Origin of the sequence: Streptomyces sp. NRRL B-24085, assembly GCF_001282115.1 — a bacterium.
In the GTDB taxonomy this organism is placed as follows: domain Bacteria; phylum Actinomycetota; class Actinomycetes; order Streptomycetales; family Streptomycetaceae; genus Streptomyces.
The window spans coordinates 1-24,720 of sequence record NZ_LJBR01000165.1; the positions used below are offsets into that span (position 1 = coordinate 1).

21 protein-coding genes, 2 tRNA genes and 1 pseudogene are annotated in these 24,720 nt (G+C 71.3%); 18 read left to right on the forward strand and 6 right to left on the reverse strand.

Annotated elements, in window-relative coordinates; genetic code table 11:
• Together AOJ26_RS19485 and AOJ26_RS19490 are read right to left on the reverse strand one after the other, a co-directional pair.
• Window positions 1-578 (reverse strand): annotated as a pseudogene (locus AOJ26_RS19485) (hypothetical protein); the annotation flags it as partial.
• 160 nt (window positions 579-738) lie between these two features.
• A complete protein-coding gene (locus AOJ26_RS19490; protein WP_053849596.1) occupies window positions 739-2,736 on the reverse strand; it encodes a hypothetical protein in 1,998 nt (665 codons plus the stop codon).
• A gap of 293 nt (window positions 2,737-3,029) precedes the next feature.
• Here AOJ26_RS19490 and proB point away from each other — a divergent pair, with 293 nt between their 5' ends.
• The 5 genes from proB to AOJ26_RS19515 all read left to right on the forward strand — a co-directional run bounded on the left by proB (window position 3,030) and on the right by AOJ26_RS19515 (window position 8,139).
• The gene (proB, locus tag AOJ26_RS19495) at window positions 3,030-4,136 is read left to right on the forward strand and encodes a glutamate 5-kinase (RefSeq protein WP_053849597.1); all 1,107 of its coding nucleotides are present in this window, start codon (window positions 3,030-3,032) and stop codon (window positions 4,134-4,136) included.
• Window positions 4,137-4,374: 238 nt separating this feature from the next.
• Complete coding sequence (locus AOJ26_RS19500) at window positions 4,375-4,938, forward strand: hypothetical protein (protein WP_373413144.1); 564 nt, start codon at window positions 4,375-4,377, stop codon at window positions 4,936-4,938.
• 103 nt (window positions 4,939-5,041) lie between these two features.
• Window positions 5,042-6,328 (forward strand): glutamate-5-semialdehyde dehydrogenase, encoded by a 1,287-nt coding sequence (locus AOJ26_RS19505; protein ID WP_053849599.1) that lies wholly within the window; start codon window positions 5,042-5,044, stop codon window positions 6,326-6,328.
• A 68-nt stretch (window positions 6,329-6,396) separates the two neighbouring features.
• A complete protein-coding gene (locus AOJ26_RS19510; RefSeq protein ID WP_078959967.1) occupies window positions 6,397-6,990 on the forward strand; it encodes a hypothetical protein in 594 nt (197 codons plus the stop codon).
• 78 nt (window positions 6,991-7,068) lie between these two features.
• Window positions 7,069-8,139, forward strand: coding sequence for a hypothetical protein (locus tag AOJ26_RS19515; RefSeq protein ID WP_053849601.1), 1,071 nt, complete (start codon window positions 7,069-7,071; stop codon window positions 8,137-8,139).
• A gap of 51 nt (window positions 8,140-8,190) precedes the next feature.
• Here AOJ26_RS19515 and AOJ26_RS19520 read toward each other — a convergent pair whose 3' ends face one another.
• Window positions 8,191-9,288 (reverse strand): M48 family metallopeptidase, encoded by a 1,098-nt coding sequence (locus tag AOJ26_RS19520; RefSeq protein WP_053849602.1) that lies wholly within the window; start codon window positions 9,286-9,288, stop codon window positions 8,191-8,193.
• A gap of 160 nt (window positions 9,289-9,448) precedes the next feature.
• Between AOJ26_RS19520 and AOJ26_RS43870 the strand changes: the two genes are divergently transcribed.
• The 7 genes from AOJ26_RS43870 to AOJ26_RS19545 all read left to right on the forward strand — a co-directional run bounded on the left by AOJ26_RS43870 (window position 9,449) and on the right by AOJ26_RS19545 (window position 13,797).
• Window positions 9,449-9,607, forward strand: coding sequence for a hypothetical protein (locus tag AOJ26_RS43870; protein ID WP_086723901.1), 159 nt, complete (start codon window positions 9,449-9,451; stop codon window positions 9,605-9,607).
• 117 nt (window positions 9,608-9,724) lie between these two features.
• Window positions 9,725-9,889: a hypothetical protein gene (locus AOJ26_RS43875; RefSeq protein ID WP_020136208.1), complete on the forward strand. Its 165-nt coding sequence runs from the start codon at window positions 9,725-9,727 to the stop codon at window positions 9,887-9,889.
• A 79-nt stretch (window positions 9,890-9,968) separates the two neighbouring features.
• On the forward strand, window positions 9,969-10,607 hold the full coding sequence (gene nadD / locus AOJ26_RS19525; protein ID WP_053849603.1) for a nicotinate-nucleotide adenylyltransferase: 639 nt from the start codon (window positions 9,969-9,971) through the stop codon (window positions 10,605-10,607).
• Between the two features lie 16 nt (window positions 10,608-10,623).
• Window positions 10,624-12,429, forward strand: a complete 1,806-nt coding sequence (locus AOJ26_RS19530; protein WP_053849604.1) for an LCP family protein — start codon at window positions 10,624-10,626, stop codon at window positions 12,427-12,429.
• Window positions 12,430-12,543: 114 nt separating this feature from the next.
• Complete coding sequence (gene rsfS, locus AOJ26_RS19535) at window positions 12,544-12,987, forward strand: ribosome silencing factor (RefSeq protein WP_053849605.1); 444 nt, start codon at window positions 12,544-12,546, stop codon at window positions 12,985-12,987.
• On the forward strand, window positions 12,984-13,643 hold the full coding sequence (locus AOJ26_RS19540) for a histidine phosphatase family protein (protein WP_053849606.1): 660 nt from the start codon (window positions 12,984-12,986) through the stop codon (window positions 13,641-13,643). The genes rsfS and AOJ26_RS19540 overlap by 4 nt, the downstream gene beginning before the upstream one ends.
• Before the next feature lie 81 nt (window positions 13,644-13,724).
• Window positions 13,725-13,797, forward strand: a tRNA-Ala gene (locus AOJ26_RS19545).
• Here the strand turns inward: AOJ26_RS19545 and AOJ26_RS19550 are convergent.
• Complete coding sequence (locus AOJ26_RS19550) at window positions 13,779-14,651, reverse strand: helix-turn-helix transcriptional regulator (protein WP_053849611.1); 873 nt, start codon at window positions 14,649-14,651, stop codon at window positions 13,779-13,781. The two genes, AOJ26_RS19545 and AOJ26_RS19550, sit on opposite strands and share 19 nt — an antisense overlap.
• Window positions 14,652-14,905: 254 nt before the next feature.
• Between AOJ26_RS19550 and AOJ26_RS19555 the strand changes: the two genes are divergently transcribed.
• The 3 genes from AOJ26_RS19555 to AOJ26_RS19565 all read left to right on the forward strand — a co-directional run bounded on the left by AOJ26_RS19555 (window position 14,906) and on the right by AOJ26_RS19565 (window position 16,910).
• Window positions 14,906-16,273 (forward strand): MFS transporter, encoded by a 1,368-nt coding sequence (locus tag AOJ26_RS19555; RefSeq protein ID WP_234358612.1) that lies wholly within the window; start codon window positions 14,906-14,908, stop codon window positions 16,271-16,273.
• A 246-nt stretch (window positions 16,274-16,519) separates the two neighbouring features.
• On the forward strand, window positions 16,520-16,753 hold the full coding sequence (locus tag AOJ26_RS19560) for a hypothetical protein (protein WP_003976229.1): 234 nt from the start codon (window positions 16,520-16,522) through the stop codon (window positions 16,751-16,753).
• Between the two features lie 84 nt (window positions 16,754-16,837).
• Window positions 16,838-16,910, forward strand: a tRNA-Ala gene (locus AOJ26_RS19565).
• 115 nt (window positions 16,911-17,025) lie between these two features.
• Here AOJ26_RS19565 and AOJ26_RS19570 read toward each other — a convergent pair.
• Window positions 17,026-18,639 (reverse strand): NADH-quinone oxidoreductase subunit NuoF family protein, encoded by a 1,614-nt coding sequence (locus AOJ26_RS19570; protein ID WP_053849607.1) that lies wholly within the window; start codon window positions 18,637-18,639, stop codon window positions 17,026-17,028.
• The gene (locus AOJ26_RS19575) at window positions 18,636-19,961 is read right to left on the reverse strand and encodes a cytochrome b/b6 domain-containing protein (protein WP_234358611.1); all 1,326 of its coding nucleotides are present in this window, start codon (window positions 19,959-19,961) and stop codon (window positions 18,636-18,638) included. The genes AOJ26_RS19570 and AOJ26_RS19575 overlap by 4 nt, the downstream gene beginning before the upstream one ends.
• A gap of 444 nt (window positions 19,962-20,405) precedes the next feature.
• On the opposite strand from AOJ26_RS19575, the gene leuS reads away from it, so the two are divergent.
• From leuS to AOJ26_RS19590, 3 genes are all read left to right on the forward strand, one after another.
• Entirely contained in the window at window positions 20,406-23,276 is a 2,871-nt protein-coding gene (gene leuS / locus AOJ26_RS19580; protein WP_053849609.1) for a leucine--tRNA ligase, read from the forward strand.
• Between the two features lie 150 nt (window positions 23,277-23,426).
• Window positions 23,427-24,161, forward strand: coding sequence for a hypothetical protein (locus AOJ26_RS19585; protein ID WP_078959969.1), 735 nt, complete (start codon window positions 23,427-23,429; stop codon window positions 24,159-24,161).
• 72 nt (window positions 24,162-24,233) lie between these two features.
• On the forward strand, window positions 24,234-24,720 hold a 487-nt coding region (locus AOJ26_RS19590), incomplete at its 3' end, for a DegV family protein (protein ID WP_159044328.1).

The following is a 24,720-nucleotide window of genomic DNA, read 5'->3' on the forward strand; positions in this document are numbered from 1 at the left end:
AGGCCCATGAGCGCGAGCCCCAGGGACAGGGCGATGCCCAGGGCCGCCCAGCGGGGTTCGCCGGTGGCCGCCGTGACCAGCAGGCCCGCCGTGGCGGGCAGGCCGTACACCAGCAGCCGGGGACCCGGGCGGCGCAGCAGGGCGGGCGGGGCCGGGGTCAGGCGGAGCGCGGAGGCGTCGATGTTGCGGGTGACCACCGGGAGGGTGCGGGTCCGCCGGACCAGGACGGAGACCGCCTGGATCGCGCAGTGCAGCGCGTAGAAGGCGAGCAGACCGGCCACCAGCACGGTGTACGCCGTCTCCTCGTCCTCCGGGGTCAGCCGCAGCAGGCCGAGGACCAGCAGCAGGTCGCGCAGGACGTGCCGCACGGTGATGTCCGCCTGTGACTTGGCGAACAGGGACACCATGCCGCGCTGCCAGCGGTGCAGGACGCCCTCGACGGCCAGGGAGGCGGCCGTCGCGGCGAGCAGCAGCGGGACGTGCGGACGCAGCGCGGCGGTGGCCTGGGCGACGACGGCGGCCGCCAGGACGGCTGCGACGAGCGCTCTCGTCGCGGTCTGCCGGCCCGGCAGCCGCAGCGCGGACCGGAGGCGGGGGAGGCGTTTTCGCACGGGGACACTCCAAGGTCGTCGCGAGACGGACGTCCTGGTTAACGCGTGGTGACCTCCGGACGACACGCGCGTGTCCGCTGTGCTGCGGACCGGACAGGTGCTATGCGCCCGTCCGGTCCGGATGTCCCTAGACGACGACCTCGGCCAGCAGGTCCTCCGCCCGTTCCGCCGCCGCCCGGTCGGCCAGGTCGTTGACGGCCGCGTTGAAGCGCTCCATCGAGGTCGGGCGGTCCGGGCCGAGCACGTACTCCTTGAGGGTGCGGCGCTGCGCGGCCATCGGGTCGTGGCGGGGTTCGCGGACCGCCCGCAGGATCTCCGGCAGCCGGGTGCAGGCCCGGTCGAGCAGGTAGGCGCCGCCCGCGGTGGTGTAGGCGGCCCGGAACTCCTCGTCGGGCAGGTCCTGGGCGTTGGTCAGGACGTACGGCTTGAGGCTGGCCACGAAGTCGGCGACCACCGAGGAGACGTCACTGACGAGGAGGTCCGCCTGGTTGAAGCACTCGTACAGGGTGGGGAGCTGTTCCAGAATCACGTGGTGGCGGGCACCGCTCCGGCTCGCCCAGAAGATCCGGTGCCACTCGTCCCGCAGCTCCTGCCACTCGCTCGCGCCGTCCCCGTCCGGTATCCGCGCGTCCCTCAACTGCTGGGCGTCGTCGCCCTCGTGGCGTCCGGACAGCTCGTCGAGACGGGCCCGGATCTCCCCCAGCCGGGCCCTGGCCGCCTCCGCGTCCTTCCCGCTCCGCTCCTCGTCCTCCCGCAGCAGCTCCCTGATGGCCCGGTCCGCGGCGGCCGCCTCGGCCGAGCGCTTGCCGGTGAGCGGGTGCGGCTTGTAGATGATCCGGACGTTCTCCGCCAGGAGCCTTTCGATCAGCGGTACGCCCATCGGGATCAGCGAGGTGTGACAGTCGTCGTCGCTCCAGCCCTCCCAGGTGGGAGCGTAGAGGACGACGGGCACCGGCCCGGGGACGTGCTCGGCGTGCGAGCGGACCGGGGCGAGCTGCGGGCGGCCCACCTCGACGATGGCCCCGTCGCTGATGGCGTGCCGCACCCGCCGGTAGCGGTCCCGGCCCGCCCGTCCGGCCACCCAGATCTCGTCGTACACCTTGCTGACGCGGTTGCTGCTGGCGAGCTTGTCGCTGTCGCCGTGGCCGATGAAGACGTGCTTGGCCTCGGCGATCCGCAGCATGTGGACGTTCTTGCCGGCGTTGCCGGGGTAGAGCACGACCCGGACGCCGGACAGCTCCAGCTCGGCCAGGTCGTCCGCCTTGGGCACGCAGACCACGGGGATGCGGGTGCGGGCCAGGAAGCGGAACGAGGCCCGCTCGCGGAGCACGATCACCGGTCGCCGGTCGAGCTGCTCCAGCGTCTCGATCCACATGTTGACCTGGTACATGAAGTCCCGGGACACCGCGGCGAAGCTGAAGTACAGGGCCACCTCGGGCCGGTACCCGGCGAGTTGGCGGTTGACCTCGCCGATCACCGCGTCCCGGCCGGGCATCCGGCGGACCGCGCGGAAGCGGCCCAGCAGGGCTGCCAGGGCGGCCACGGCGGTGCCGATCGTCAGCGCGTAGCCGGCGTAGGCCGCGTACCAGGTCCCGGTCGCCAGCGCGACGATCAGGCCCGCGTGGGCCGGCAGGTCGAGGTGGAGCAGCTTGCGCAGGAAACGCCGGTACAGGTAGGCGGGCGGGCGTTCGGGTATCTCGATCCCGCTCATGTCGAGATTGCGCACGATCACCGGCAGTACCCGGCGCCTGCGGATCGCGTGGTGCAGCGCCGAATACATCATCACCAGCAGGAAATGGGCGCTCAGGACGGCCAGCCCGATGATCAGCACCGCGTCCGGGGCGTCCATCCGGTCCGCCAGCGCGAGCAGCATCACCGTGCGCACGGCGAACCGCATCGTGCGGCTGAGCTGAAGTGTCGCCAGGCGGCGGACGAATCCCGGGGCCCTGCTGTGCAGGGCTTCGTCGGCCAGGTACGTCACGGCCCACGCCGCTGTGAACCCCCACAGGGACGGCAGCAGCGCCAGGACGGGGAGCGCCGCGAAACCGGCGGCGAAAAGGAATACCAGGAGAAGTTCGGTTTTCCCGCTGACGCGCAGGACGGCGCACAACCGACGGATCGTCATGGGCAGGGCTTTCTCGAGCTACGGCGATGACCTTGATGTCGGCCAGTTCGACACGAGGAGGAGGCGAATGGTTGTACATCCGGAGTCCGGAAAGAATTCACTTCCGATTAACGGGAGGGTGTTGTTCCGTTTTTCTGGGAACGGGAACCGGAACGGCCCCCGGAGGCGTCCGGTACCGGGTCCGGCCACTGGACGGACGAGCGGCGCCGCGTCCCCTTCGCGTACATTGCGGACGAGGTACCCACACGTGGCGCGAGGGGACAGGACACAAGGTGGCAGGGGCAAGGCAGGCCGTGGGCGAGGCCCGCAGGATCGTCGTCAAGGTCGGTTCCTCGTCGCTGACCACCGCTGCCGGCGGCCTCGACGCCGACCGGGTCGACGCGCTCGTCGACGTCCTCGCCAAGGGCCGCAGCGGGGGGGAGCGCGAGATCGTCCTCGTCTCCTCCGGAGCCATCGCCGCCGGACTCGCCCCGCTGGGCCTGCGCCGCCGCCCCCGGGACCTCGCCCGCCAGCAGGCCGCCGCCAGCGTCGGCCAGGGCCTGCTCGTCGCCCGCTACACCGCCTCCTTCGCCCGCTACGGCGTCCGCGTCGGCCAGGTGCTGCTGACCAGCGACGACATGAGCCGCCGCGCCCACCACCGCAACGCCTCCCGCACCCTCGACAAGCTCCTCGCGATGGGCGCCCTCCCGGTCGTCAACGAGAACGACACCGTCGCCACCGACGAGATCCGCTTCGGCGACAACGACCGGCTCGCCGCCCTGGTGGCCCACCTGGTCCACGCCGACCTGCTGGTCCTCCTCTCCGACGTCGACGGCGTCTACGACGGCGACCCGAGCAAGCCGGGCACCTCGCGGATAGCGGAGGTACGGGGGCCCGGGGACCTGGCGCACGTCGAGATCGGCAGCGCAGGCAAGGCGGGCGTCGGCACCGGCGGCATGGTCACCAAGGTCGAGGCCGCCCGGATCGCGGCCGCCGCCGGCATCCCCGTGGTGCTGACCAGCGCGGTCCACGCGGGCGAGGCGCTGTCCGGCGGTGACACCGGCACCTACTTCCACCCCGCGGGCAAGCGCTCCGCGGACCGGCTGCTGTGGCTCCAGCACGCGTCCACCCCGCAGGGCTCGCTGACCCTGGACGACGGCGCGGTGAAGGCGGTCGTGGACCGCCGCAAGTCGCTGCTGCCCGCCGGGATCGCCTCCGTCGAGGGGGAGTTCGTCGCGGGAGACCCCGTCGAGCTGCGGGACGGCACCGGCCGGGCCGTGGCCCGCGGGCTCGTCAACTTCGACGCGAAGGAGATCCCGCGGCTGATCGGCCGCTCCACCCGGGAACTCGCCCGCGAGCTGGGACCGGGCTACGAACGCGAGGTCGTCCACCGGGACGATCTGGCGATCCTGCACCCCTGAAACACTCGCCAGCACCCCTGAAGGCACCCCGAAGGCACCTTGAGGGCCGGACCGGCGTCCTACGGGGACCGGGCTGCCCGAAAACGGGGTGAACGCCCTGCCAAGACCGTCGCCCTCAGGTGGACGTTCCGCAAAACCGCCCCACGAGCCCTTGCGGCCTGCTCAACTTTGTCCCAGGGACACATTCCGCCCGACCCCTGGGGTCGACCTGTGCATGAAGGAGGCCGTCGTGAGACGAGTGCGCCCTGGGGCGGCGGCGTCCCGCGCTGGTACGGCGGCCCCCCGCGGCGGCTCCGGGCCCCCCGCGGGGACCGTGGCACGGGCCGCGGGCGAGGCGGGTGGGTCGGCCGCGCGGGCGCCCGGTGAGGAGCGGACCCTGACGAGCGTCCCGGCAGGCGAGGAACGGGCCCTGACGAGCGTCGCGGCCGGTGACCGGTACCAGGGCGAGGAGCCCCGGGACCTGCCGCGCCTGTGGCACGTCACCCTCAGCGTCTCCGGCGGGGAGGCCCCGCTGAAGGAGGTCCGGCGCGCCCTGGAACAGCTCGCCCACGACCACCCCTTCCTGCTGACCAGCCGCTACGCCAACGACCACGCGGAGATCCGGTACTGGGAGGAGGCCCGCGACCTGCACGACGCGGCCGCCGTCGCCCTGCGCCTGTGGGGCGAGCACCGGCAGACCGCGGGCCTGCCGCCCTGGGAGATCGTCGGCCTGGAGGTCATCGACCGCCAGACCTACCACCAGCGCATCGCCGAGGGATACGGGCCGCCGCCCGCCTCACCGGTCGGCGCCCACCCCTTCTGAGGACGTCACCGTCGGCTTTGTGCGGTCTGGGGGTTCTGCGGGGCTTGTCTCGGGGTGTGGAACACGCCGTGAACGGTCCGGCGCGGCGCACTACCCTTCCCGTATGACCTCGCTCTCGCCGTACGACTCCATGACCCCGGTCATCCAGGCCGCCTACCGGGCCAAGGCCGCCGCCGCCGACCTCGCCCCGCTGCCCAGGGCCGAGAAGGACGACGCGCTGCTCGCCATCGCGGACGCCCTGGAGGTCCGCACGAGCGAGATCGTCGAGGCCAACGCCAAGGACATCGCCAAGGCCCGCGAGGCCGGCACCAGCGAGACGGTCATCGACCGGCTCACCCTCACCCCGGAGCGGGTGCGGGCCATCGCCTCCGACGTCCGGGACGTGGTGGCGCTGCCCGACCCGGTCGGCGAGGTCGTGCGCGGCTCGACCCTGCCGAACGGCATCGACCTGCGCCAGGTCCGCGTCCCGCTCGGCGTGGTCGGCATCATCTACGAGGCCCGCCCGAACGTCACGGTCGACGCCGCCGCCCTGTGCCTGAAGTCCGGCAACGCCGTCCTGCTGCGCGGTTCGGCCTCCGCCTACGAGTCGAACACCGCCCTCGTCCGGGTCCTGCGCGACGCCGTGGGCGGGGCAGGACTGCCCGCCGACGCGATCCAGCTCGTGCCCGGAGAGTCCCGCGAGAGCGTGCGCGAGCTGATGCGCGCCCGCGGCCTGGTCGACGTGCTCATCCCGCGTGGTGGCGCCTCCCTGATCCAGACCGTCGTCACGGAGTCGATCGTCCCCGTCATCGAGACCGGCACCGGCAACTGCCACGTCTACGTCGACGCCCAGGCCGACCTCGACATGGCGGTCGACATCCTGATCAACTCCAAGGCCCAGCGGCCCAGCGTCTGCAACGCCGCCGAGACCCTCCTGGTCCACCAGGACATCGCCCCGGAGTTCCTGCCGCGCGCCCTGGACGCCCTGGCCGAGGCCGGCGTGACCGTCCACGCCGACCAGCGGGTGCTGGCGTACGCGAAGGACACCAAGGCGACCGTCGTCGAGGCCACCCTGGAGGACTGGGACACCGAGTACCTCTCCTACGACATCGCCGCCGCCGTCGTCGACTCGCTCGACAAGGCCGTCGAGCACATCCGGCTGTGGACATCCGGCCACACCGAGGCCATCGTCACCACCTCCCAGCAGGCCGCCCGCCGCTTCACCCAACTGGTCGACTCCACGACCGTCGCGGTCAACGCCTCCACCCGCTTCACCGACGGCGGCCAGTTCGGCTTCGGCGCGGAGATCGGCATCTCCACCCAGAAGCTGCACGCCCGCGGTCCCATGGGCCTTCCGGAGCTCACCAGCACGAAGTACATCGTCACCGGCGACGGTCACGTCCGCCGCTGAGCCGGGCGCCCGGGGGCGCGCGACAGGCGTCTCACAGGGCGGATGAATTTCCATACCGTCTGCCCAAATTGACCCCCCAGGTCTACTCTGGATTCGTGCCGGAGGACGTGGGGGGCACGCCGTTCCCTGACGGCTGGGAGCCCGACGACGACCACGACCGCGGGGTGTCGGACGAAGAGTTCGCCTCCGTGGTCTTCGACGAGGCCTTCGTGCGGGCGGCCGTGGTGCACGAGCCGACCGCCGTCGAGCGTCTCCTGGCCGCTGCCCAGGCGAGAGCGGAGGCCTCCGAGGCCGAGGCCCGCCGCGCAGGCCCCAGAACCGAGCGGTACGACGACGGCTGGGGACCCGGCGGTTTCGGCCATGATCCCGACCTCGACGACCTGGACGACACCGAGGTCCTCCAGGGCCGCTACGGCGCCCCCGGGACGTACGGCAAACAGGTCCGCTGGCACCGTCCCGTCGCCTGGATGCTCGCCCTCGTCATGGGCGTCGGCATGGTCGCGCTGGCCTTCACCGCGGTCTACCGGGGCGCCTCCTCCGGCAGCCGCGACCGGGTTCCGCCGCCCGCCTCGACCGGTCTGGAGCAGGGGAGCACGGTGACGCCCTCCGCGTCCGCCGACTACTCCCAGCCAGCCGTCTCCGCGGTCCCGCGCACGCCCTGACAATCCTGGTGAGAACCTGTCAGAACTTGTCGCACGGCAGGGCGTTTACCTGAGCTTCCCGAGACCTACCCTGAAGATATGGGAGGGCCAGGAGACCCACCCGAGGGGACACCCGAGGGCGGCCCCGTGGGTGGTGAGGACGAGTACCGATCCGTCGTCTTCGACGAGTCGTTCGTCCGCGCTGCCCGCCTCCAGGAGTACTCCGCGCGCGAGCGCATGACCGACCACGCGCCCGCCGTACGCCGCCGGCCGCCGCTGCGCCGGGGGCTGTCCCGGCAGGTGCTGGTCCTGGTCCTGCTGATCGCCGTCGCCTTCGGCACCGCGATCTACATGGGTGTACGGCACCCCTACCAGACCTCCGCGCTCCGGCAGCCCGCCGAACCGCTGCGGATGACGGTCATCCCGCTGGCCCCCACGGGCGCGGTCCCGGGGCACGCCGACGCCGAGTACCTGTACGCGCACAGCCCCGCCGCCCAGTACCGCGTCGGCGCCGAGGGCATCCCGCTGCCGGCCTCCCGCCGCACCGCGCACTTCTCCGACAGCCAGGTGGTGTCCGCGCTGACCACCGCCAAGGACTACATCGTGCGCTCCTCGCTCGACCCGGACGTCCTCACCGGCGACCAGGTCCGTACCGTGCGGGTCCTCCTCGACACGGACCAGCTCGACCAGTTCGACCAGAGCTTCGCCCACCCGGCCGCCGACGGCCGGCACGCGCCGACCGGCTGGCTGGTCCGCTTCGACCCCGCCGAGGCGAAGCTGGCCGACGGCAGGATCCGGGTGCAGGGCAGTCTCCAGGCCGCCGAGACCGACGCGTCGACGCTGGAGGTCACGGCGGACCACACGTTCGTGTACGCCCTGCGGGCGGCCCGGGCCGGTGCCCCGAAGGAGGCGTCGCTGTTCACCGTCCGGCGCGAGCTGCACTTCCGCTTCGACCGCGACGATCTGCGGATGCACACGGCCCAGCTGGTCGTCTCGTACGTCCAGGCCGGGCCGCTGTCCTGCGCGGAGGACTCCACGAACCGGCTGCACCCCCTGCTGGCCGGGCAGACCGCGAAGGCCGGCGGGCCGGCGGGGACGGATCCCTATGCCACCGGCAGCGCCACGGCCCTGTGCGGGTCGCTGGCCACCAGCGCGCAGCCGCGGGTGTGACGGCGGCGGCCAGGATCCCCGGCCGGCCGCCCGTCGCGTGCCCGGAGGGGCTCAGCCCTCCGTGTTGTCCCGCGGGGTATCCGTCGGCGGCTCGTCCCGCGGGGTGGAGCCGGAGAAGCCGCCGAAGCCCCTGCGCACCCTGCCGCCCAGGTCGCCCGCACCGCCCGCGATGTCGCTGACCAGCTTCATCAGGGGGTCCTTGGAGCTCTTGACGTTGGTCGCGTAGCTCGCCGCCGACTCGCGGAAGGAGTCCGTGACCGAGGTGTCCTTGTCCTCGCTGCGGCGCGGGTAGTGGCCGTCCATGATCCGCTGGTGATCGCGGGACTCGGCCCACTTCTTCAGCTCCGCCGCCCGCACGGTGGTGAAGGGGTGGGAACGCGGCAGGACGTTCAGGATCTTCAGCACGGAGTCGCGCAGGTCGCCGCCGGCCTCGTACTCCTCGGCCTGCTTCAGGAACGCGTCGACGTTCATCTCGTGCAGGTGGTGACCGCCGGCCAGCTTCATCAGGCCGCGCATCGAGGCCCGCAGGTCCTGGCCGACCAGCAGGCCCGCCCGGTCCGCCGACAGCTCCGACTTGCGGAACCACTCGCGCAGCGCGGTCACGATCGCCATGATCGCGATGTTGCCCAGCGGGATCCACGCCACCCTGAGGGCGAGGCTGGTCAGGAACAGCAGGATGGTCCGGTAGACCGAGTGGCCGGACAGGGCGTGGCCCACCTCGTGGCCGACGACCGCCCGCATCTCCTCCTCGTCGAGCAGGTCGACCAGGCCCGTGGTGACGACGATGATCGGCTCGTCCAGGCCGATGCACATCGCGTTGGGCTGCGGGTCCTGGGTGACGTACATCGGCGGGACCTTCTCCAGGTCCAGGATGTAACACGCGTCCCGCAGCATGTCGTTGAGGTACGCGAACTGCTGGTCGGAGACGCGCACCGAGTCGGACAGGAACAGCAGCCGCAGACTCCGCTCGGGGAGCAGACCGCTGAGCGCCTTGAACACCGTGTCGAAACCGCTCAGCTTGCGCAGCGCCACCAGGGCGGAGCGGTCGGCGGGGTGCTCGTACGCACGCGAGGAGATACCCGGGAAACGCCTGCGCTGCCTGCTCGGCACGTTCTCGTGTCCGTTGTTGTGGTGGCCGTCGTCGGACATGTCTTCCCCCATGTGCGTCTTTGGCTGTGCCGTCTGTGGCTGTGCCTCTTCGACCGCTGTGATCCTTTGCGGACCCTTGTGCGGCCCTTTGCGCCCCCCGAAGCAGAGCCCAGCCTAGGCGGAGATAGCGTGGACGGGCAGTACAGCGAAGGAGTCCGTCATGGAGCACACCCGGGCCGCCTGGCTCACCGAGGCCGCGAGCGCCGCCGAGCAGCAAGGGGCCGGAAATCTGCTCCGGGTGGTACTGGTCGTGATGTTCGTGGGCTGTGCGTTCACCGCGTGGTTCCTGCTGCGGGGGTACAAGCGGAAGGACGAGTGAGCAAGGGCGAAGGTTCCCCGCCGTCCCCCAACGGTGGAGTCGGCGTGATGGCCCTCACCGCGCCCGCTTACGATGGGCCGACACTTTGTCCCGCCCACCGGATAGGTCCTGACGAAGATGAGCTTCCACAGCACCGCTGCCCAGCTGGTCACCCTCGCCGCCGAGGGCGAGGAGCACGGCGGCAACCACGAGAGCCTCGACCCCCTGGTGACGGGCGGCGCCGCCTTCATCATCCTGCTGCTCCTGCTGTGGATCACCACTCGTTTCAACCGCGACCGCTGAGACACCGAGTGCCCAAAGCGGGGCACTCCGGGCCTGCGCCGGCCGGGGTCCTCAGGACGGGCCGGTAGGGTCTGCACGCATGGGAGAGCAGGACATGCCTACCGGCCCGGGCAACGCCCCTTCGAGCCCCGGCAAGCGCCGACTGGGCGTCATGGGCGGAACGTTCGACCCGATCCACCACGGGCACCTCGTGGCGGCCAGCGAGGTCGCCGCGCAGTTCCACCTGGACGAGGTGGTGTTCGTGCCCACGGGCCAGCCGTGGCAGAAGACCCACCGCAGCGTCTCGCCGGCCGAGGACCGCTATCTGATGACGGTCATCGCGACCGCCGAGAACCCGCAGTTCTCCGTCAGCCGCATCGACATCGACCGCGGTGGCGCGACCTACACCACGGACACCCTGCGCGACCTCAAGGCCCTCAACCCGGACACCGACCTCTTCTTCATCACGGGCGCCGACGCCCTCGGCCAGATCCTCACCTGGCGGGACACCGAAGAGCTGTTCGCCCTCGCGCACTTCATCGGAGTGACCCGGCCCGGCCACACCCTGGCCGACCCCGGGCTCCCCGAGGGCGGCGTCTCGCTCGTCGAGGTCCCCGCCCTCGCCATCTCCTCCACCGACTGCCGGGCGAGAGTCGCCAAGGGCGACCCCGTCTGGTACCTGGTGCCGGACGGCGTCGTGCGTTATATCGACAAGCGCGAGCTGTACCGCGGCGAGTGAGCCGAGAGGGGCACCGGTGAACGACCGATACGACGCGGGCTACGGCGACGACCAGGACCACCAGTACGCGCTGGTCGGCTACGACGAGTACGGCCGGCCGGTGTACCAGCAGGTCCCGCCGCAACAGGCCCCGCAGCAGCAGTACGACCCCTACGCCCAGCAGGGCTACGGCTACGACCCGTACGCCACGGGCGGGCGGCAGGCCGCGCCCTACGACACGGGCGCCCAGAACCCCGTACCGCCCTACGACCCCTACGGAGCCGGTGACACAGGTCAGCAGGCGCCCGTACCGCCCTACGACCCCTACGCCGACGGCGGCCGGCAGGACGGCGGCCCGGCGACGGCGTACGACCCCTACGGCCGGGCCGCCGCGAGCGGCCGGCAGCCCCGGGTCGCCGAGCAGACCGCGTACATCCCGCAGCAGGGCGGACCGGCCGCGGGGACGGAGGCGGGTCAGGAATACGCCGCGGGTCCCCAGTCCGGCCAGGGGTACGCCGCCGGCTCCCAGGCCGGTGCGGAGGCCGGTGACGGGGACGAACGGCAGTACCACACCGCGCAGTTCGCGTTCGTCGAGGAGCCCGACGGCGACTCCGAGGACGTCATCGACTGGCTCAACTTCACCGAGAACCGCACGGAGCGCCGCGAGGAGGCCAAGCGCCGCGCCCGCAGCCGGCTCGTCGCCCTGGTCGTCGTCCTCGCCCTGGTCGCGGTGGGCGGGGTCGGCTACCTCTGGTACGCCGGGAAGCTGCCCGGCCTGTCGGACCCGGAGAGCAAGAAGGACACCACGGTCGCGGCGAGCGCCCAGAAGCGCGACGTGATCGTCGTCCATCTGCACAACACCACCGAGGGCGGCACCTCCACGGCGCTGCTCGTCGACAACACCACCACCAAGCAGGGCACCACCGTCCTCATCCCCAACTCCCTCGTCCTGACGTCCGACGACGGCTCCACGACGACCCTCGCCAAGTCCGTCGACGACGACGGCTCCTCCGGGACCGTCGACTCCCTCGACACCGTGCTCGGCACCGACATCGAGGGCACCTGGCGCCTGGACACCCCCTACCTGCAGAACCTGGTCGACCTCGTCGGGAACGTCGACGTCGACACCAATGCCGCGGTGCCCGACCCTGACGCGAAGAAGAAGGGCCAGGCGCCCCTGGTGGCCAAGGGGAAGGACCAGACCCTCAGCGGCAAGATGGCCGTCGCCTACGCCACCTATCGCGGCGCGGGCGAGGCACAGAACGCCCAGCTCGAGCGGTTCGGCCAGGTCCTCCAGGGCGTCCTGCGCAAGCTGTCCTCCGACCCGACGGCCGCGACCACCACCGTGCAGACGCTGGCCCAGATCCTTGACCCGTCCCTGACGGACAAGGACCTCGGCACCTTCCTCGCCAAGCTCGCGGACCTCGCCAAGAGCGGCGACTACAAGACCGCGCTGCTGCCCGTCCAGCAGGACGGCACCCTCAGCGCGGCGGCCAGTGCGAGCGTGGTCAAGGACGTCCTCGGCGGCAAGGCGAAGAGCCCCGACAAGGATGCGGCCGTGAGCGTCTCGGTCCAGAACGCCACCGGCACCAGGGACAACACCGAGAAGGCCCGCGTCGTGCTCCTCAACGGCGGCTTCACCTTCATCGACGGCGGCACGCCCGCCTCGGCCCGGGCCACGTCCAAGGTGGTCTACGCCGACGCCGCCGACAAGGCGAACGCCACCGAGGTCGCCAAGACCCTGGGTCTGCCCGCCGGCGCCGTGAGCAAGGGCACGATCGCGTCGAGCGCGAACGTCTCCGTGGTCCTCGGCCAGGACTACGAGCCGGACTCCTCGTCCTAGGCCCGGCGCCGCGCCCGCAGCGGCCACCCCGCGTGATCTCCGTCATCGCGCGGGGTGCCGTCGGCGGTCCGTGAGACCCTTGATGTCAAGTGACCACCGACCGAAAGCCTTGTAGTGACCGCCACTGACCGTTCCCTCGAGCTCGTCAACACCGCCGCGCAGGCGGCCGCCGACAAGCTCGCCCACGATGTGATCGCCTACGACGTCAGCGACGTCCTCTCGATCACCGACGCCTTCCTGCTGGCGTCCGCACCCAACGACCGTCAGGTCAAGTCCATCGTCGACGAGATCGAGGAGAGGCTCTCCAAGGAGCTCGGCGCCAAGCCGGTGCGCCGCGAGGGCGACCGCGAGGCCCGCTGGGTCCTGCTCGACTACGTCGACATCGTCGTCCACGTCCAGCACAGCGAGGAGCGGGTCTTCTACGCCCTGGAGCGGCTGTGGAAGGACTGTCCCGAGCTGGAGCTGCCGGCCGACGCCAAGGCGACCCGCGGCAAGGGCGAGGAGCACGCCAAGCTCCGGGCCGAGGAGGACGACGCCGAGTACGGGGAGCAGCGGTGACCGCTCCCGCCCACCGCAAGGGCCGGGGCCGCCGCATCATCCTGTGGCGGCACGGCCAGACCTCCTGGAACGTGGAACGCCGCTTCCAGGGCACCACCGACGTCGAGCTCACCGAGACCGGCGTCGGCCAGGCCCGCCGCGCCGCCCGGCTGCTGGCCTCCCTCCAGCCCGACGCGATCGTCGCCTCCGACCTCCAGCGGGCCGCGAACACCGCCGCCGAGCTCGCCGCGCTCACCGGTCTGGACGTGGCTCTCGACGAGGGCCTGCGCGAGACCTACGCCGGCGTCTGGCAGGGGCTGACGCACGAGGAGATCATCGCCCGGCACGGTGCGGAGTACGCCGCGTGGAAGCGCGGCGAGCCGGTCCGCCGCGGCGGCGGCGAACTGGAGACCGAGGTGGCCGACCGCGCCGCCCCCGTGGTGCTCCGGCACGCCGAGAAGCTCCCCGAGGACGGCACGCTCGTCGTGGTCAGCCACGGCGGCACGATCCGCACCACCATCGGCCGGCTGCTCGGCCTGGACGCCCGGCACTGGGAGAGCCTCGGCGGCCTCTCCAACTGCTGCTGGTCCGTCCTCGGCCAGGGCGCGCGCGGCTGGCGCCTCCTGGAGCACAACGCCGGCACCCTCCCGGAGCCGGTGCTCGGCGACGACGACTGAGCGCTCCGGACCGGATTTCACTTTCCGGCAGGTCGCAGGCTAAAGTTCTTCTTGTTCGCCCGCAGAGCGGGAAGAACGCAAGGGGCTATAGCTCAGTTGGTAGAGCGCCTGCATGGCATGCAGGAGGTCAGGAGTTCAATTCTCCTTAGCTCCACTCGACGAAGATCCCGTCTCCCTCAGGAGGCGGGATTTTTCGCGTGTCTCCTCGTCCTCCGGTGAGTAGACCACGATCCGGCACTCGGGCATCCCGTCGATCGACAGCGACTGGGAGGTCATCCGCAGTTCGCCCACGGCCCGGTGACGGAACGTCTTCACCCGGGGCCCCGGCGGCACCACCTCCCCGCTCGCCCAGAGCTCGGCGAAGTACGGGCTGGCCGCCGACAGCCCGCGGATGAACTCCTCCCAGGCCGGCTCGCCCACATGTCTGCCGTACGAGGACCGCAGGGTCGCCACCATGACCGGCAGTTCGCGCTCCCGGTGCATCAGCGGGCAGGCCTCGTCGGACACCGTGAACAGCGTCCACAGGGCGTTCGCCACCCCGATGTCGACGATCTCCGGTATCAGGAACAGGTCGCGGTAGCCCGCGTTCGTGGCCAGGATGTCGTAGCGGGAGTTGTAGACGACCGCCGGGAGCGGGTCGAGGGCGTCGATGATGCCCTGCACCTCCGGGTCCGCCGACCGCGTCAGCCGCTCCGGGTCCGGGGCGAACGGCACCCGCGCCAGGCGGTACAGGTGCTCCCGCTCGGGCGGGTCGAGCCGCAGGGTGCGGGCCACGGCGTCCAGGACCTGTGCGGAGGCGTTGATCGGCCGGCCCTGCTCCAGCCACGTGTACCAGGTCACACCGACGCCGGAGAGCTGGGCGACCTCCTCGCGGCGCAGGCCCGGGGTGCGGCGCCTGAGGCCGGGGGGCATCCCCACGTCGGCCGGGGTCACCCGGGCCCGCCTGCTGCGCAGGAACGAGGCCAGCTCGGGCCGCCGTCGCTGTGCCGTGCCCCTCGTCGTCCCCATCGTCACGTCCCCCCTCGTCGCGTCCCCCATCGCCACGTCCCCTCGTCACGACCATCCTCGGTGCCGCGCCCGATGCTTGCCAGGTGCTGGCAGTACCAGCATCGGCGGGCTCTCGGCACCCGTACCCAGGCGTCCTCATGCTCGGCGGCATGACCACAACACCCCGGACGGGACCGGGTCCCGCGTCCGTCTCCCCACCTGTCAGCAGTGAAGCACCCGCCACTGACAACCGGCCCCGGCCGCTGCTCGCGCTCGTGCTGGCCGCCCAGTTCATGGCACTGCTCGACGTGTTCATCGTGAACGTCGCGGCTCCCACGATCGGCACGGAACTGCACGCCTCGGGCGCCCAACTCCAGCTCGTCGTCGCCGCTTACGCCATCACGTACTCGGTGCTGCTGATCACCGGCGCCCGGTTCGGCGAACGGTTCGGGCACGGCCGGGTCCACCTCGCCGGGCTCGCCCTGTTCACGGCGGCCTCGCTCGCCTGCGGTCTCGCCCAGGGCGCCACCGAGCTGATCGTCTTCCGGCTGGTGCAGGGCGCCGGTTCGGCGGTGATGATCCCGCAGGTGCTCAGCCTGATCCAGCGCAACTTCACCGGCGAGGCCCGGATGAGGGCGCTCGGCTCCTACTCCGCGGTCCTCGCGGTCGGCGCCGCCGCCGGGCAGGTCGTCGGCGGAGTCCTGGTCAGCGCCGACCTGTTCGGCACGAGCTGGCGGCCGGTGTTCCTCGTGAACGTGCCGGTCGGCCTCGTCCTGCTGGCCGTGGGCACGCGCGTCCTGCTGCCCGGGGACCGCCCGACGCCCCGGGACCGGGCGCGCGGTCTCGACCTGCCCGGCCTGGTGCTGCTCGGCGCGGCCGTGTCGCTGTGCACGGTGCCGCTCGTGCTCGGACAGGAGGAGGACTGGCCGCTGTGGTCCTGGCTGTCCCTGGCCGCCGCCGCGGTCCTGTTCGCCGTCTTCTGCGGCTACGAGTCCCGGCTGGCCGGGCGCGGCGGTGCCCCGCTGATCACGCCGAGCGTGCTGCGCCACCCGGGCATGGGGCTCGCCGTCTTCAGGATCACGGCGGTCATGGCCGTCAACGGGGGCTTCCTCTTCGTGCTCACCCTCCATGTGCAGGGCGGCCTCGGCTACAGCGCGTTGCGGGCCGGGCTCTCCTTCGCGCCGACCGCGGTGGTCTTCGGCGTCGTCGGACTGACCTGGCGCCACTGGCCCGCTTCCTGGCAGCGGCTGCTGACACCCGCCGGGTTCGTGATCACCGGGCTGGCCGCGCTGGGCGTCGGTCTGGCGCTGAAGGACGGCGGCGAGGGCGGTGCCGCGCTGTACGCCGCGTACGCCGGCGTGGGCGTGGGGCTCGCGCTCGCCTTCAGTCCGACGCTCACCGGGGCGCTGGCCACGGTGCCGCCCCGGCACGCGGCGGACGCCAGCGGGCTGCTCGCCACGGTCACCCAGCTCGGCCAGCTGGTGGGCGTGGCGGGCTTCGGCACACTGTTCTTGAACCGACTTGAGTCACTCGGCCCCTCTGAGGCGTATACCTCTGCGGAGGCGCTTGGGACGTGCATGTTCGCGCTGGCCGGGACCGCCGCGGTGGGCGCCGTGTCCGGACTGGTACTCAGGCGTCGCTGACCGTATTGGTCCGGCCGTGGCAGAATCAAACGGCCGGAAGGGGGCGCGGCCCGACGGGAGGGAGTAGTGATGCCTGCGAGCATCCTCGTGGAGGTCGGCCACCTCCGCGACGCGGCGTCGACAAGGGACACGACGGTCCGACTCATCTGCCCTTCCTGCGGTTCTGTCCACGTGGCGCAAGTACTCGGCGACAACGGCGGAATCTCCTACGTGTGCACGGCCTGCGGCCACTGCTGGAGCTGATTGATGGGTGCACACAGGCGAAAGTGCGACTGGTGCGGCAGCGGGACGCCGATCGTGCGCGACATGGAGCCGGTCAATCCCGACTACCAGTACTGGTGCGAGGAGTGCGCGCGGGCGCTGATCATAAAAGGCGACCCCATCGAGACGTACCGCGAACTGGAGGGTGAGCCGATCTACGGCCGCCTCCTGGAGGAGCACTGCACGCTCAAACGGTTCTACTCGTTCGTCACTGCTTGAGCCGGGAAACGATTTGGTGTTCCACCCGGGTGACCGTGTAATGTTGGCACCGCCGCCGGGGAAACCGGGCGGAACACCAAGCAAGGGGCTATAGCTCAGTTGGTAGAGCACCTGCATGGCATGCAGGGGGTCAGGAGTTCAAATCTCCTTAGCTCCACAGAAAGATCCCGCCGGGTCGTCTCGATCCGGCGGGATTTTCTTGTTTTAAAGGGCAGTTACGGCGGAGGGGGCCACCCGACCCGGGTGGCCCCCTCCGCCGTCCGCCGTCCGTCTCAGCGGCCCAGCGCCCGCCTCCCGCGGCCCTGCGACAGGACCGGCAGGTTGCGGGTGGGCCCCTTGTCGCGGGGGCTCTCCTCCTCCAGGCGCAGGGCCAGCGCGGGGCAGCGGCGCACCGCGCGTAGAGCCTTCGCCTCGGCGTAGCGCGGCACCTGGGCCTGGGCGACGGTCGGGAAACCGTCGGCGCCGAGCTCGAACACCTCGGGAAGGATGTCGGCGCACAGGCCGTGCCCCCGGCACAGCGTCCAGTCGACGTAGATCTTCTGACGGCTGGGACCGGTCTCCTCGGCCTCACCGCCGCCCGGGATGCCGGTGGGCATCCTCCCGCCCTCGAAGAGCGGCAGAACGCCCTCCACGGGCCGTCCGCAGCCGTTGCCGAGGACATGGGCGGCCAGGTCGTCCGTGAACGCCTTGATGGTCGACTCCAGGAACATCGCGGAGCCGTCCGGGTGCGAGCACGCACCACGCCGCTTCACGTTCTTGGCGACCTGCTTGAGCGCCTCCAGGGCGGCCGGACCACCGCCGTTGAGGATGTCCTCCATGCCCCGCGCGGCGGCCGGCAGACCCAGGTAGCACGGACCGCACTGACCCGCGCTCTCCTCGGCCAGCCACTGCGCCACCCGCAGCGACTCGCCCAGCGGGCACGTCTCCTGAGTGATCGGCAGGATCGCGCCGGCGCCGAGCGCGCCGCCCACGGCGTCCAGGGAGTTGCGGGAGACGATCGCCTCGTTGACCGTCGCCGCGTCGATCCACTTGCCGTGGTACCCGCCGGTCAGCACACCCTGCGGGACCGGCGGGGCGCCGGCCAACTGGAGGACGTAGCGCAGCGGTACGCCCGTGGGGACCTCGATCACCATGGGGCGCGCGACGGCGCCGGAGACCGTCAGCATCACGGTGCCCGGCTCGTCGTACAGGCCGGTGTTGCCGTAGCGCTCGGGGCCGATGCGCGCGGCGATCGCCAGTTGCGCGAAGGTCTCGGCGTTGGAGAGCAGGGTCGGCGCGCCGCCCACGCCGCTCTGGGAGGCGCTGATCTTGCGGCCGGGCGGGATGGCAGGGCCGCCGTCGATGGAACGGATCAGCGACGCCGCCGCTCCGGTGACCATGCGGACGGGATTGCGCTGCACGCGTGCGCGTAGCGCCGATCTGCGGCCGTTGCTGAGGCCGCGCTCGGCGAGGGCGGCCTCCATGGAGCGCTGGGTGGACTCCCTGGTGACCCCCACCACGAGCGTGCGGGCACCCAGGGCTTCGGCGGCCAGGAGGGCGCCGTCCAGGATGAGGTGCGGGGCGCGGTTGATGAGCACCGTGTCCTTGCGGCAGGCGGGTTCGTCCTCGCTGCCGTTGACGACGACGACCGGCCGGACACCGCGCTTGATCGCCGCCTCGGCGACCGAGCGCAGCTTCTTGTGGAAGGGGAAGCCGGCTCCGCCGCGCCCCTTCAGGTTGATGGCTTCGGAGAGCTTCGCGAGCTGCTCGCCGCCCATGGGTTCGAGCGGCCCGTGCACCTTCAGGTGCATGGGCAGGTCAAGTCGTTCGACAAGGTCGAAGCCCGACGTGAGCTGGGGAAGACCGACCACGCGGACTTCTGGTACGTCGGGCAGGGCCTCGTTCACCTATAGCCTCCGGAAGGCGTGTTCCAAGGTTCGCCCGGACCCGGTGAGTCGAAGTCGTACGACTGACCGGGCGTTGGATCAGTGGCGGGACCGCTGTTGTACGTGTCATTCGTGTTGTACGTGCCGTAAAGGGTGTTCGTCTCACCGGTGTCGCGCACATCACCTGAGAGATAGCCGGCCGTGCCTGTATTGCCGCCATATGTGGGGATGTTGTAACCCGTGTCCTGGAGCGGGTCGTAGGCGGAGGGGGGCGCTTCGCCGACCGGCGGCGGGGACGGGACCGGCCAGCTGCCGGAGGTGCTGCTGTCCATGCGGGCGATGGGGTCCGTGGCGGCCTGCATGTCCATCGGCATGTCGATGCGCGCGGTCTGGCCGGTGTCGAAGGACTGCTGGGCGCCGGGGGACATGGCGCGGTAGGCGGCGGCGAACCCGCTGCCCGCGGGTTCCGGGGCCGCGGGGGCCTGGTAGGCGGGTATGGACCCGGTCTGGCTCAGACCCTCGTAGCCGGGCAGGGACGACTCGGAGCGCCGGCCGGCGGGCTCGGGTGCCCTGCGGCCCTCGCGGCCCGGTGCGGCGCTCTCCGCGGCCCTCCTGGCCCGGCTGGCCTCCAGGCCCTCGCGGCCCGGCCGCTCCTCGGCGCCCAGGAGCATGGCGACCCGGTCGGTGATCTTGCGCTTGAACGGGCGCGGTGCCGAGCGCAGGGCGAGAGCCACGATGACGCCGAGCACGCAGAGCGCGTACATGTAGGTGAAGATCGGGGCCTTGACCGCGCGGCCCGCGTACAGGCCGTGGATCAGTCCGGCGCACCAGGCCGGGTAGGCGAGCATGTGCATCGCGCGCCAGCGGGCCGCGACCGGGGCGGGGGACGCGAAGCGGTTGCGCAGGGCGCCGGTGATGCCGACGAAGATCATGAGCTGGCCGGCCAGGGTGCCGAGACCGATGAGGCCCCCGCTGCTGGAGAAGCCGAGCCCGAACGGGATGAACGCGGCGATCCACGTCGTGTGCTCGAGGGTGAGTTTGATGCCGATGTGCAGCAGAAGGAACGCGATCGAGCCCACGGCGGTGATCCGGTGCACACCCTGGGCGACGATCCGCTGCCGGGTGTTGAGGATCAACCGGTCCTGCGCGACCAGCCCCCAGATCACGGAGCAGGTCAGGAGGACAAGCGTCACCACGCCCGCCCCGAAGTTGAGGAAGTCCTGGAGCCAGACGCCTCCGTACACCACGACCAGAGGGATGGCCAGCAGGAAGACGGCCGTCGCCACCCCGTAGGCCGACCGGCCCGTCCTGGGGAGCGTGTTGTTGCTACTGCGAGGGTTCATGGGGGCAACTCCGAGCGGTTCGGGAAGGCGGTCCCGCTGCCGCACTCTAAGTGGCGCCATACCGGTGGGTACGGCGTTTGAGTTATTGCGTTGTTATCAAACGGCCGTGGGGCTGCTGTGATGCCCCTTAGTAGCTGTTACGCGAAGTAATCATTGACCTTGGTTCAGTTCCTGTCGGATCGGACGGTGCGCTCGACTGCGGCGGCGAGTGCGGCACCCGGTGCCGAAGAGGCATACGTAAGCTCGTCGCGGCTTGCTCAACGGCTGCGGTACTCTGACGCCATGCGTGCCGTACGCCTTCTGCTTAGCGAGCCGCGCTGATCAGTCCCGACCACCGGTGAAGACGTGGTCGGAATCGGCGCGGCGTCCCCTCCTGTGCGAGGGGATTTTTCGTTTCCGGACGACACAGCCGCTGGCAGAGACGATCGATGGAGCTTTGAGGACATGAGCGAGACGAACCCCGCTGCCCCCGCCGAGGTGGCCGCGCCGCACCGCTACACGGCCGCCGTCGCGGCCGAGATCGAGGCACGCTGGCAGGACTTCTGGGACGCCGACGGCACCTACGCGGCGCCGAACCCCAAGGGTGACCTGGCGGGCGACCCCGGGCTGGTCGCCAAGCCCAAGAAGTTCATCATGGACATGTTCCCGTATCCCTCGGGTGCGGGCCTGCACGTCGGCCACCCGCTGGGCTACATCGCCACCGACGTCTTCGCGCGCTTCCAGCGGATGACGGGGCACAACGTCCTGCACACCCTGGGCTTCGACGCCTTCGGCCTGCCCGCCGAGCAGCACGCCGTGCAGACCGGCGAGCACCCGCGGATCACCACCGAGGCCGCGATCAACAACATGAAGTCCCAGCTGCGCCGGCTGGGCCTGGGCCACGACAAGCGCCGGTCGTTCGCCACGATCGACCCGGACTACTACAAGTGGACCCAGTGGATCTTCCTGCAGATCTTCAACTCCTGGTACGACGACGAGGCGAAGAAGGCCCGCCCGATCGCCGAGCTGGTCGCCGCGTTCGAGTCCGGTGAGCGCGCGGTCCCCGGCGGCCGTTCCTGGTCGGCCCTGACCGCCGCCGAGCGCGCCGACGTCCTGAGCGAGTACCGCCTGGCCTACGCCTCCGACGCGCCCGTCAACTGGTGCCCCGGCCTGGGCACCGTACTGGCCAACGAGGAGGTCACCGCCGACGGCCGCTCCGAGCGCGGCAACTTCCCGGTCTTCAAGGCCAAGCTGCGCCAGTGGAACATGCGGATCACCGCGTACGCCGACCGGCTGCTGGACGACCTGGACGAGCTGGACTGGCCCGAGGCCATCAAGCTGCAGCAGCGCAACTGGATCGGCCGCTCCGAGGGCGCCCGTGTCGACTTCCCGATCGACGGCGAGCGCATCACCGTCTTCACCACCCGCCCCGACACCCTGTTCGGCGCGACCTACATGGTGCTGGCGCCCGAGCACCCGCTGGTCGAGAAGTTCACGCCGCAGGAGTGGCCCGAGGGCACGCACGACGTGTGGACCGGCGGCCACGCCACGCCCGCCGAGGCCGTCGCCGCCTACCGCGCGCAGGCCGCCTCCAAGTCCGACGTGGAGCGGCAGGCCGAGGCCAAGGACAAGACCGGCGTCTTCATCGGCGCGTACGCCACCAACCCGGTCAACGGCGAGCGGATCCCCGTCTTCATCGCCGACTACGTCCTGATGGGCTACGGCACCGGCGCGATCATGGCCGTCCCGGCGGGCGACCAGCGCGACTTCGAGTTCGCGCGCGCCTTCGAGCTGCCGATCCACTGCATCGTCGAGCCGACCGACGGCCGCGGCACCGACACCTCGACGTGGGAGGACGCCTTCTCGTCCTACGACGCGAAGATCATCAACTCCAGCGGCCGGGGCGTCTCCCTGGACGGCCTGGGGGTCGCCGAGGCCAAGGCCCGCATCACCGAGTGGCTGGAGCGCGAGGGCATCGGCGAGGGCACCGTCAACTTCCGGCTGCGCGACTGGCTGTTCAGCCGCCAGCGCTACTGGGGCGAGCCCTTCCCGATCGTCTACGACGAGGACGGCATCGCCCACTCGCTGCCCGAGTCGATGCTGCCGCTGGAGCTGCCCGAGGTCGAGGACTACTCGCCGCGCACCTTCGACCCGGACGACGCGGACACCTCCCCGGAGACCCCGCTGTCCCGCAACGAGGACTGGGTCAACGTCACCCTGGACCTGGGCGACGGCCCCCGCAAGTACCGGCGTGAGACCAACACCATGCCCAACTGGGCCGGTTCCTGCTGGTACGAACTGCGCTACCTGGACCCGCACAACGACTCCGCCCTGGTCGACCCCGAGATCGAGCAGTACTGGATGGGCCCCCGCGCGGGTCAGCCGCACGGCGGTGTCGACCTGTACGTCGGCGGCGCCGAGCACGCCGTGCTGCACCTGCTGTACGCGCGTTTCTGGTCCAAGGTCCTGTACGACCTGGGTCACGTCTCCTCGGCCGAGCCGTTCCACAAGCTGTTCAACCAGGGCATGATCCAGGCCTTCGTCTACCGCGACAGCCGGGGCTTCCCGGTGCCGGCCGCCGAGGTCGAGGAGCGCGACGGCCAGTTCTTCTACGCCGGTGAGCAGGTCAAGCGCGAGCTGGGCAAGATGGGCAAGTCCCTGAAGAACGCCGTCACCCCCGAGGCGATCTGCGAGGAGTACGGCGCCGACACCCTGCGCCTGTACGAGATGGCGATGGGCCCGCTGGACGTCTCTCGGCCCTGGGACACGCGCGCGGTGGTCGGCCAGTACCGCCTGCTGCAGCGGCTGTGGCGCAACGTCGTCGACGAGGCCACCGGAGAGGTGACCGTCGTCGACGCCGAGCCCGACGAGGCCACGCTGCGCGCCCTGCACAAGGCGATCGACGGGGTCCGCCAGGACCTGGAGGGCCTGCGCTTCAACACGGCCATCGCCAAGGTCACCGAGCTGAACAACCACCTGACCAAGACGGGCGGCCCGGTGGCGCGTCCGGTCGCCGAGGCGCTGGTGCTGCTGATCACGCCGCTGGCCCCGCACATCGCCGAGGAGCTGTGGCACAAGCTGGGCCACACCGGCTCGGTCGTCCACCAGGACTTCCCGGTCGCCGACCCGCGGTACGTCGTGGACGAGACCGTGACCTGCGTGGTTCAGGTCAAGGGCAAGGTCAAGGCCCGCCTGGAGGTCTCGCCGTCCATCTCCGACGACGAGCTGGAGAAGGTCGCGCTGGCCGACGAGAAGGTCGTGGCGGCGCTGGGCGGGGCGGGCATCCGCAAGGTGATCGTGCGGGCGCCGAAGCTGGTGAACATCGTTCCGGCGTAATGCCTGTCCGGCGCCGTGCGCCGGACTCCACCCGCCCCCTAAGGGTCTCGTGCGGGCAGGTTCGGGGTTCCTCCGGAACTCCGGGCCTGCCCATCGCGTTTACCTTGGAGGGACGGCAGGCAACGGCCGGCCGGGTGGAGGAGGAGTTTCGTGGAAGCAGTGATCGCGATCGTGGCCCTGCTTTTCGTGCTCTTCGTGGCGCTCGGCGCCTACGCGACGGTGAAGGTGGTCGGCGCCGCCAAGCGCGGAGTCGACCGCACCATCACCCAGGCCCGGCGCACGGTCGAGGACCACACCCTGCGCGCCAAGTCCTTCGCCCAGCTCGGCCCGGCGGGCGAACTGGCCCAGCTGCGGCTGAAGCTGCGCACCTCGATGCGGGCCACCCAGGACGCGCTGCACGCGGGCGCCGCCGAGGACGAATCACTGAAGGAGTCCCTCGGCCTCTTCCAGCGGCTCAGCGCGCACGGCCACGAACTGGACGGCGAACTCAAGCGCCTGGAGTCCGAGCCCGACCGGGCGACGCTCGCCGAGCGCCTGCCGGGCCTGCGGGAGCGCACCGAGCGCATCACACAGTCGGCTGACGCCCTGCGCTGGGCGGCCCGTGACCGTGCCCGCCGCTTCGCCGACGACGACCTGGACACCCTGAGCGCGCAGATCGACGTCGAGTCGGGAGCCCTGCGGCACTGGACCAAGACCGAGCCCGCCGCGGCTCCGCCGCCGTGGCCCGAGACGCCCGCCGCCGACGCCGGCCCCGAGCAGCAGACCTGGCCCGAGACGCCCCGCTCCCGCACCGCCGAGGAGCCGACGCGGCCCGCGATCACCCCGCCGGGCCCTCGTCCCGCCTATCCCTGGCAGAAGAAACCCCGTCCCGAGAGCACCACTTGATCCGCACACGGCAGCCCCAGGCGACAGGGGCCGGGCTGCCACCCGGACGCTACGGCAGGTAACCTCCAGCTCATGTCCCGCCATGTCGCGATCGTCACGGATTCAACGGCCTACCTGCCGCAGGGGACGATGGAGCGGCACGGCATCACAGCGGTACCCCTGACCGTGGTCCTCGGCGACCGCGCGCTGGAGGAGGGCACCGAGATCACGGCCCGCTCGCTGGCCCAGGCGCTCCAGAAGCGACGCCCCGTCACCACCTCGCGCCCCAGCCCCCAGGCCTTCGCGGAGCACTACCGCAAGGTCGCCGAGTCCGGCGCGACCGGCATCGTGTCGCTGCACCTGTCCGCCGAGCTCTCCGGCACCTACGACGCGGCCGTCCTGGCGGCGCGGGAGTCGCCGGTGCCGGTACGGGTGGTCGACACCGGCATGATCGCCATGGCTCTCGGCTTCTGCGCGCTGGCCGCCGCCGAGGCCGCGGAGACCGGCGGCACCGTGGACGAGGCGGTCACGGCGGCGGAGAAGCGGGCCGCAGGCACCTCCGCCTATTTCTATCACACCC

What these genes read in the sequence shown, in the direction of transcription:
- AOJ26_RS19490 (WP_053849596.1), bottom strand. Translation starts at nt 2,736, where the DNA reads ATGACGATCCGTCGGTTGTGCGCCGTCCTGCGCGTCAGCGGGAAAACC.
- AOJ26_RS19505 (WP_053849599.1), top strand. Translation starts at nt 5,042, where the DNA reads ATGACCTCGCTCTCGCCGTACGACTCCATGACCCCGGTCATCCAGGCC.
- AOJ26_RS19515 (WP_053849601.1), top strand. Translation starts at nt 7,069, where the DNA reads ATGGGAGGGCCAGGAGACCCACCCGAGGGGACACCCGAGGGCGGCCCC.
- AOJ26_RS19520 (WP_053849602.1), bottom strand. Translation starts at nt 9,288, where the DNA reads ATGTCCGACGACGGCCACCACAACAACGGACACGAGAACGTGCCGAGC.
- AOJ26_RS43870 (WP_086723901.1), top strand. Translation starts at nt 9,449, where the DNA reads ATGGAGCACACCCGGGCCGCCTGGCTCACCGAGGCCGCGAGCGCCGCC.
- AOJ26_RS43875 (WP_020136208.1), top strand. Translation starts at nt 9,725, where the DNA reads ATGAGCTTCCACAGCACCGCTGCCCAGCTGGTCACCCTCGCCGCCGAG.
- nadD (WP_053849603.1), top strand. Translation starts at nt 9,969, where the DNA reads ATGGGAGAGCAGGACATGCCTACCGGCCCGGGCAACGCCCCTTCGAGC.
- AOJ26_RS19550 (WP_053849611.1), bottom strand. Translation starts at nt 14,651, where the DNA reads ATGGGGACGACGAGGGGCACGGCACAGCGACGGCGGCCCGAGCTGGCC.
- AOJ26_RS19560 (WP_003976229.1), top strand. Translation starts at nt 16,520, where the DNA reads ATGGGTGCACACAGGCGAAAGTGCGACTGGTGCGGCAGCGGGACGCCG.
- AOJ26_RS19575 (WP_234358611.1), bottom strand. Translation starts at nt 19,961, where the DNA reads ATGAACCCTCGCAGTAGCAACAACACGCTCCCCAGGACGGGCCGGTCG.
- leuS (WP_053849609.1), top strand. Translation starts at nt 20,406, where the DNA reads ATGAGCGAGACGAACCCCGCTGCCCCCGCCGAGGTGGCCGCGCCGCAC.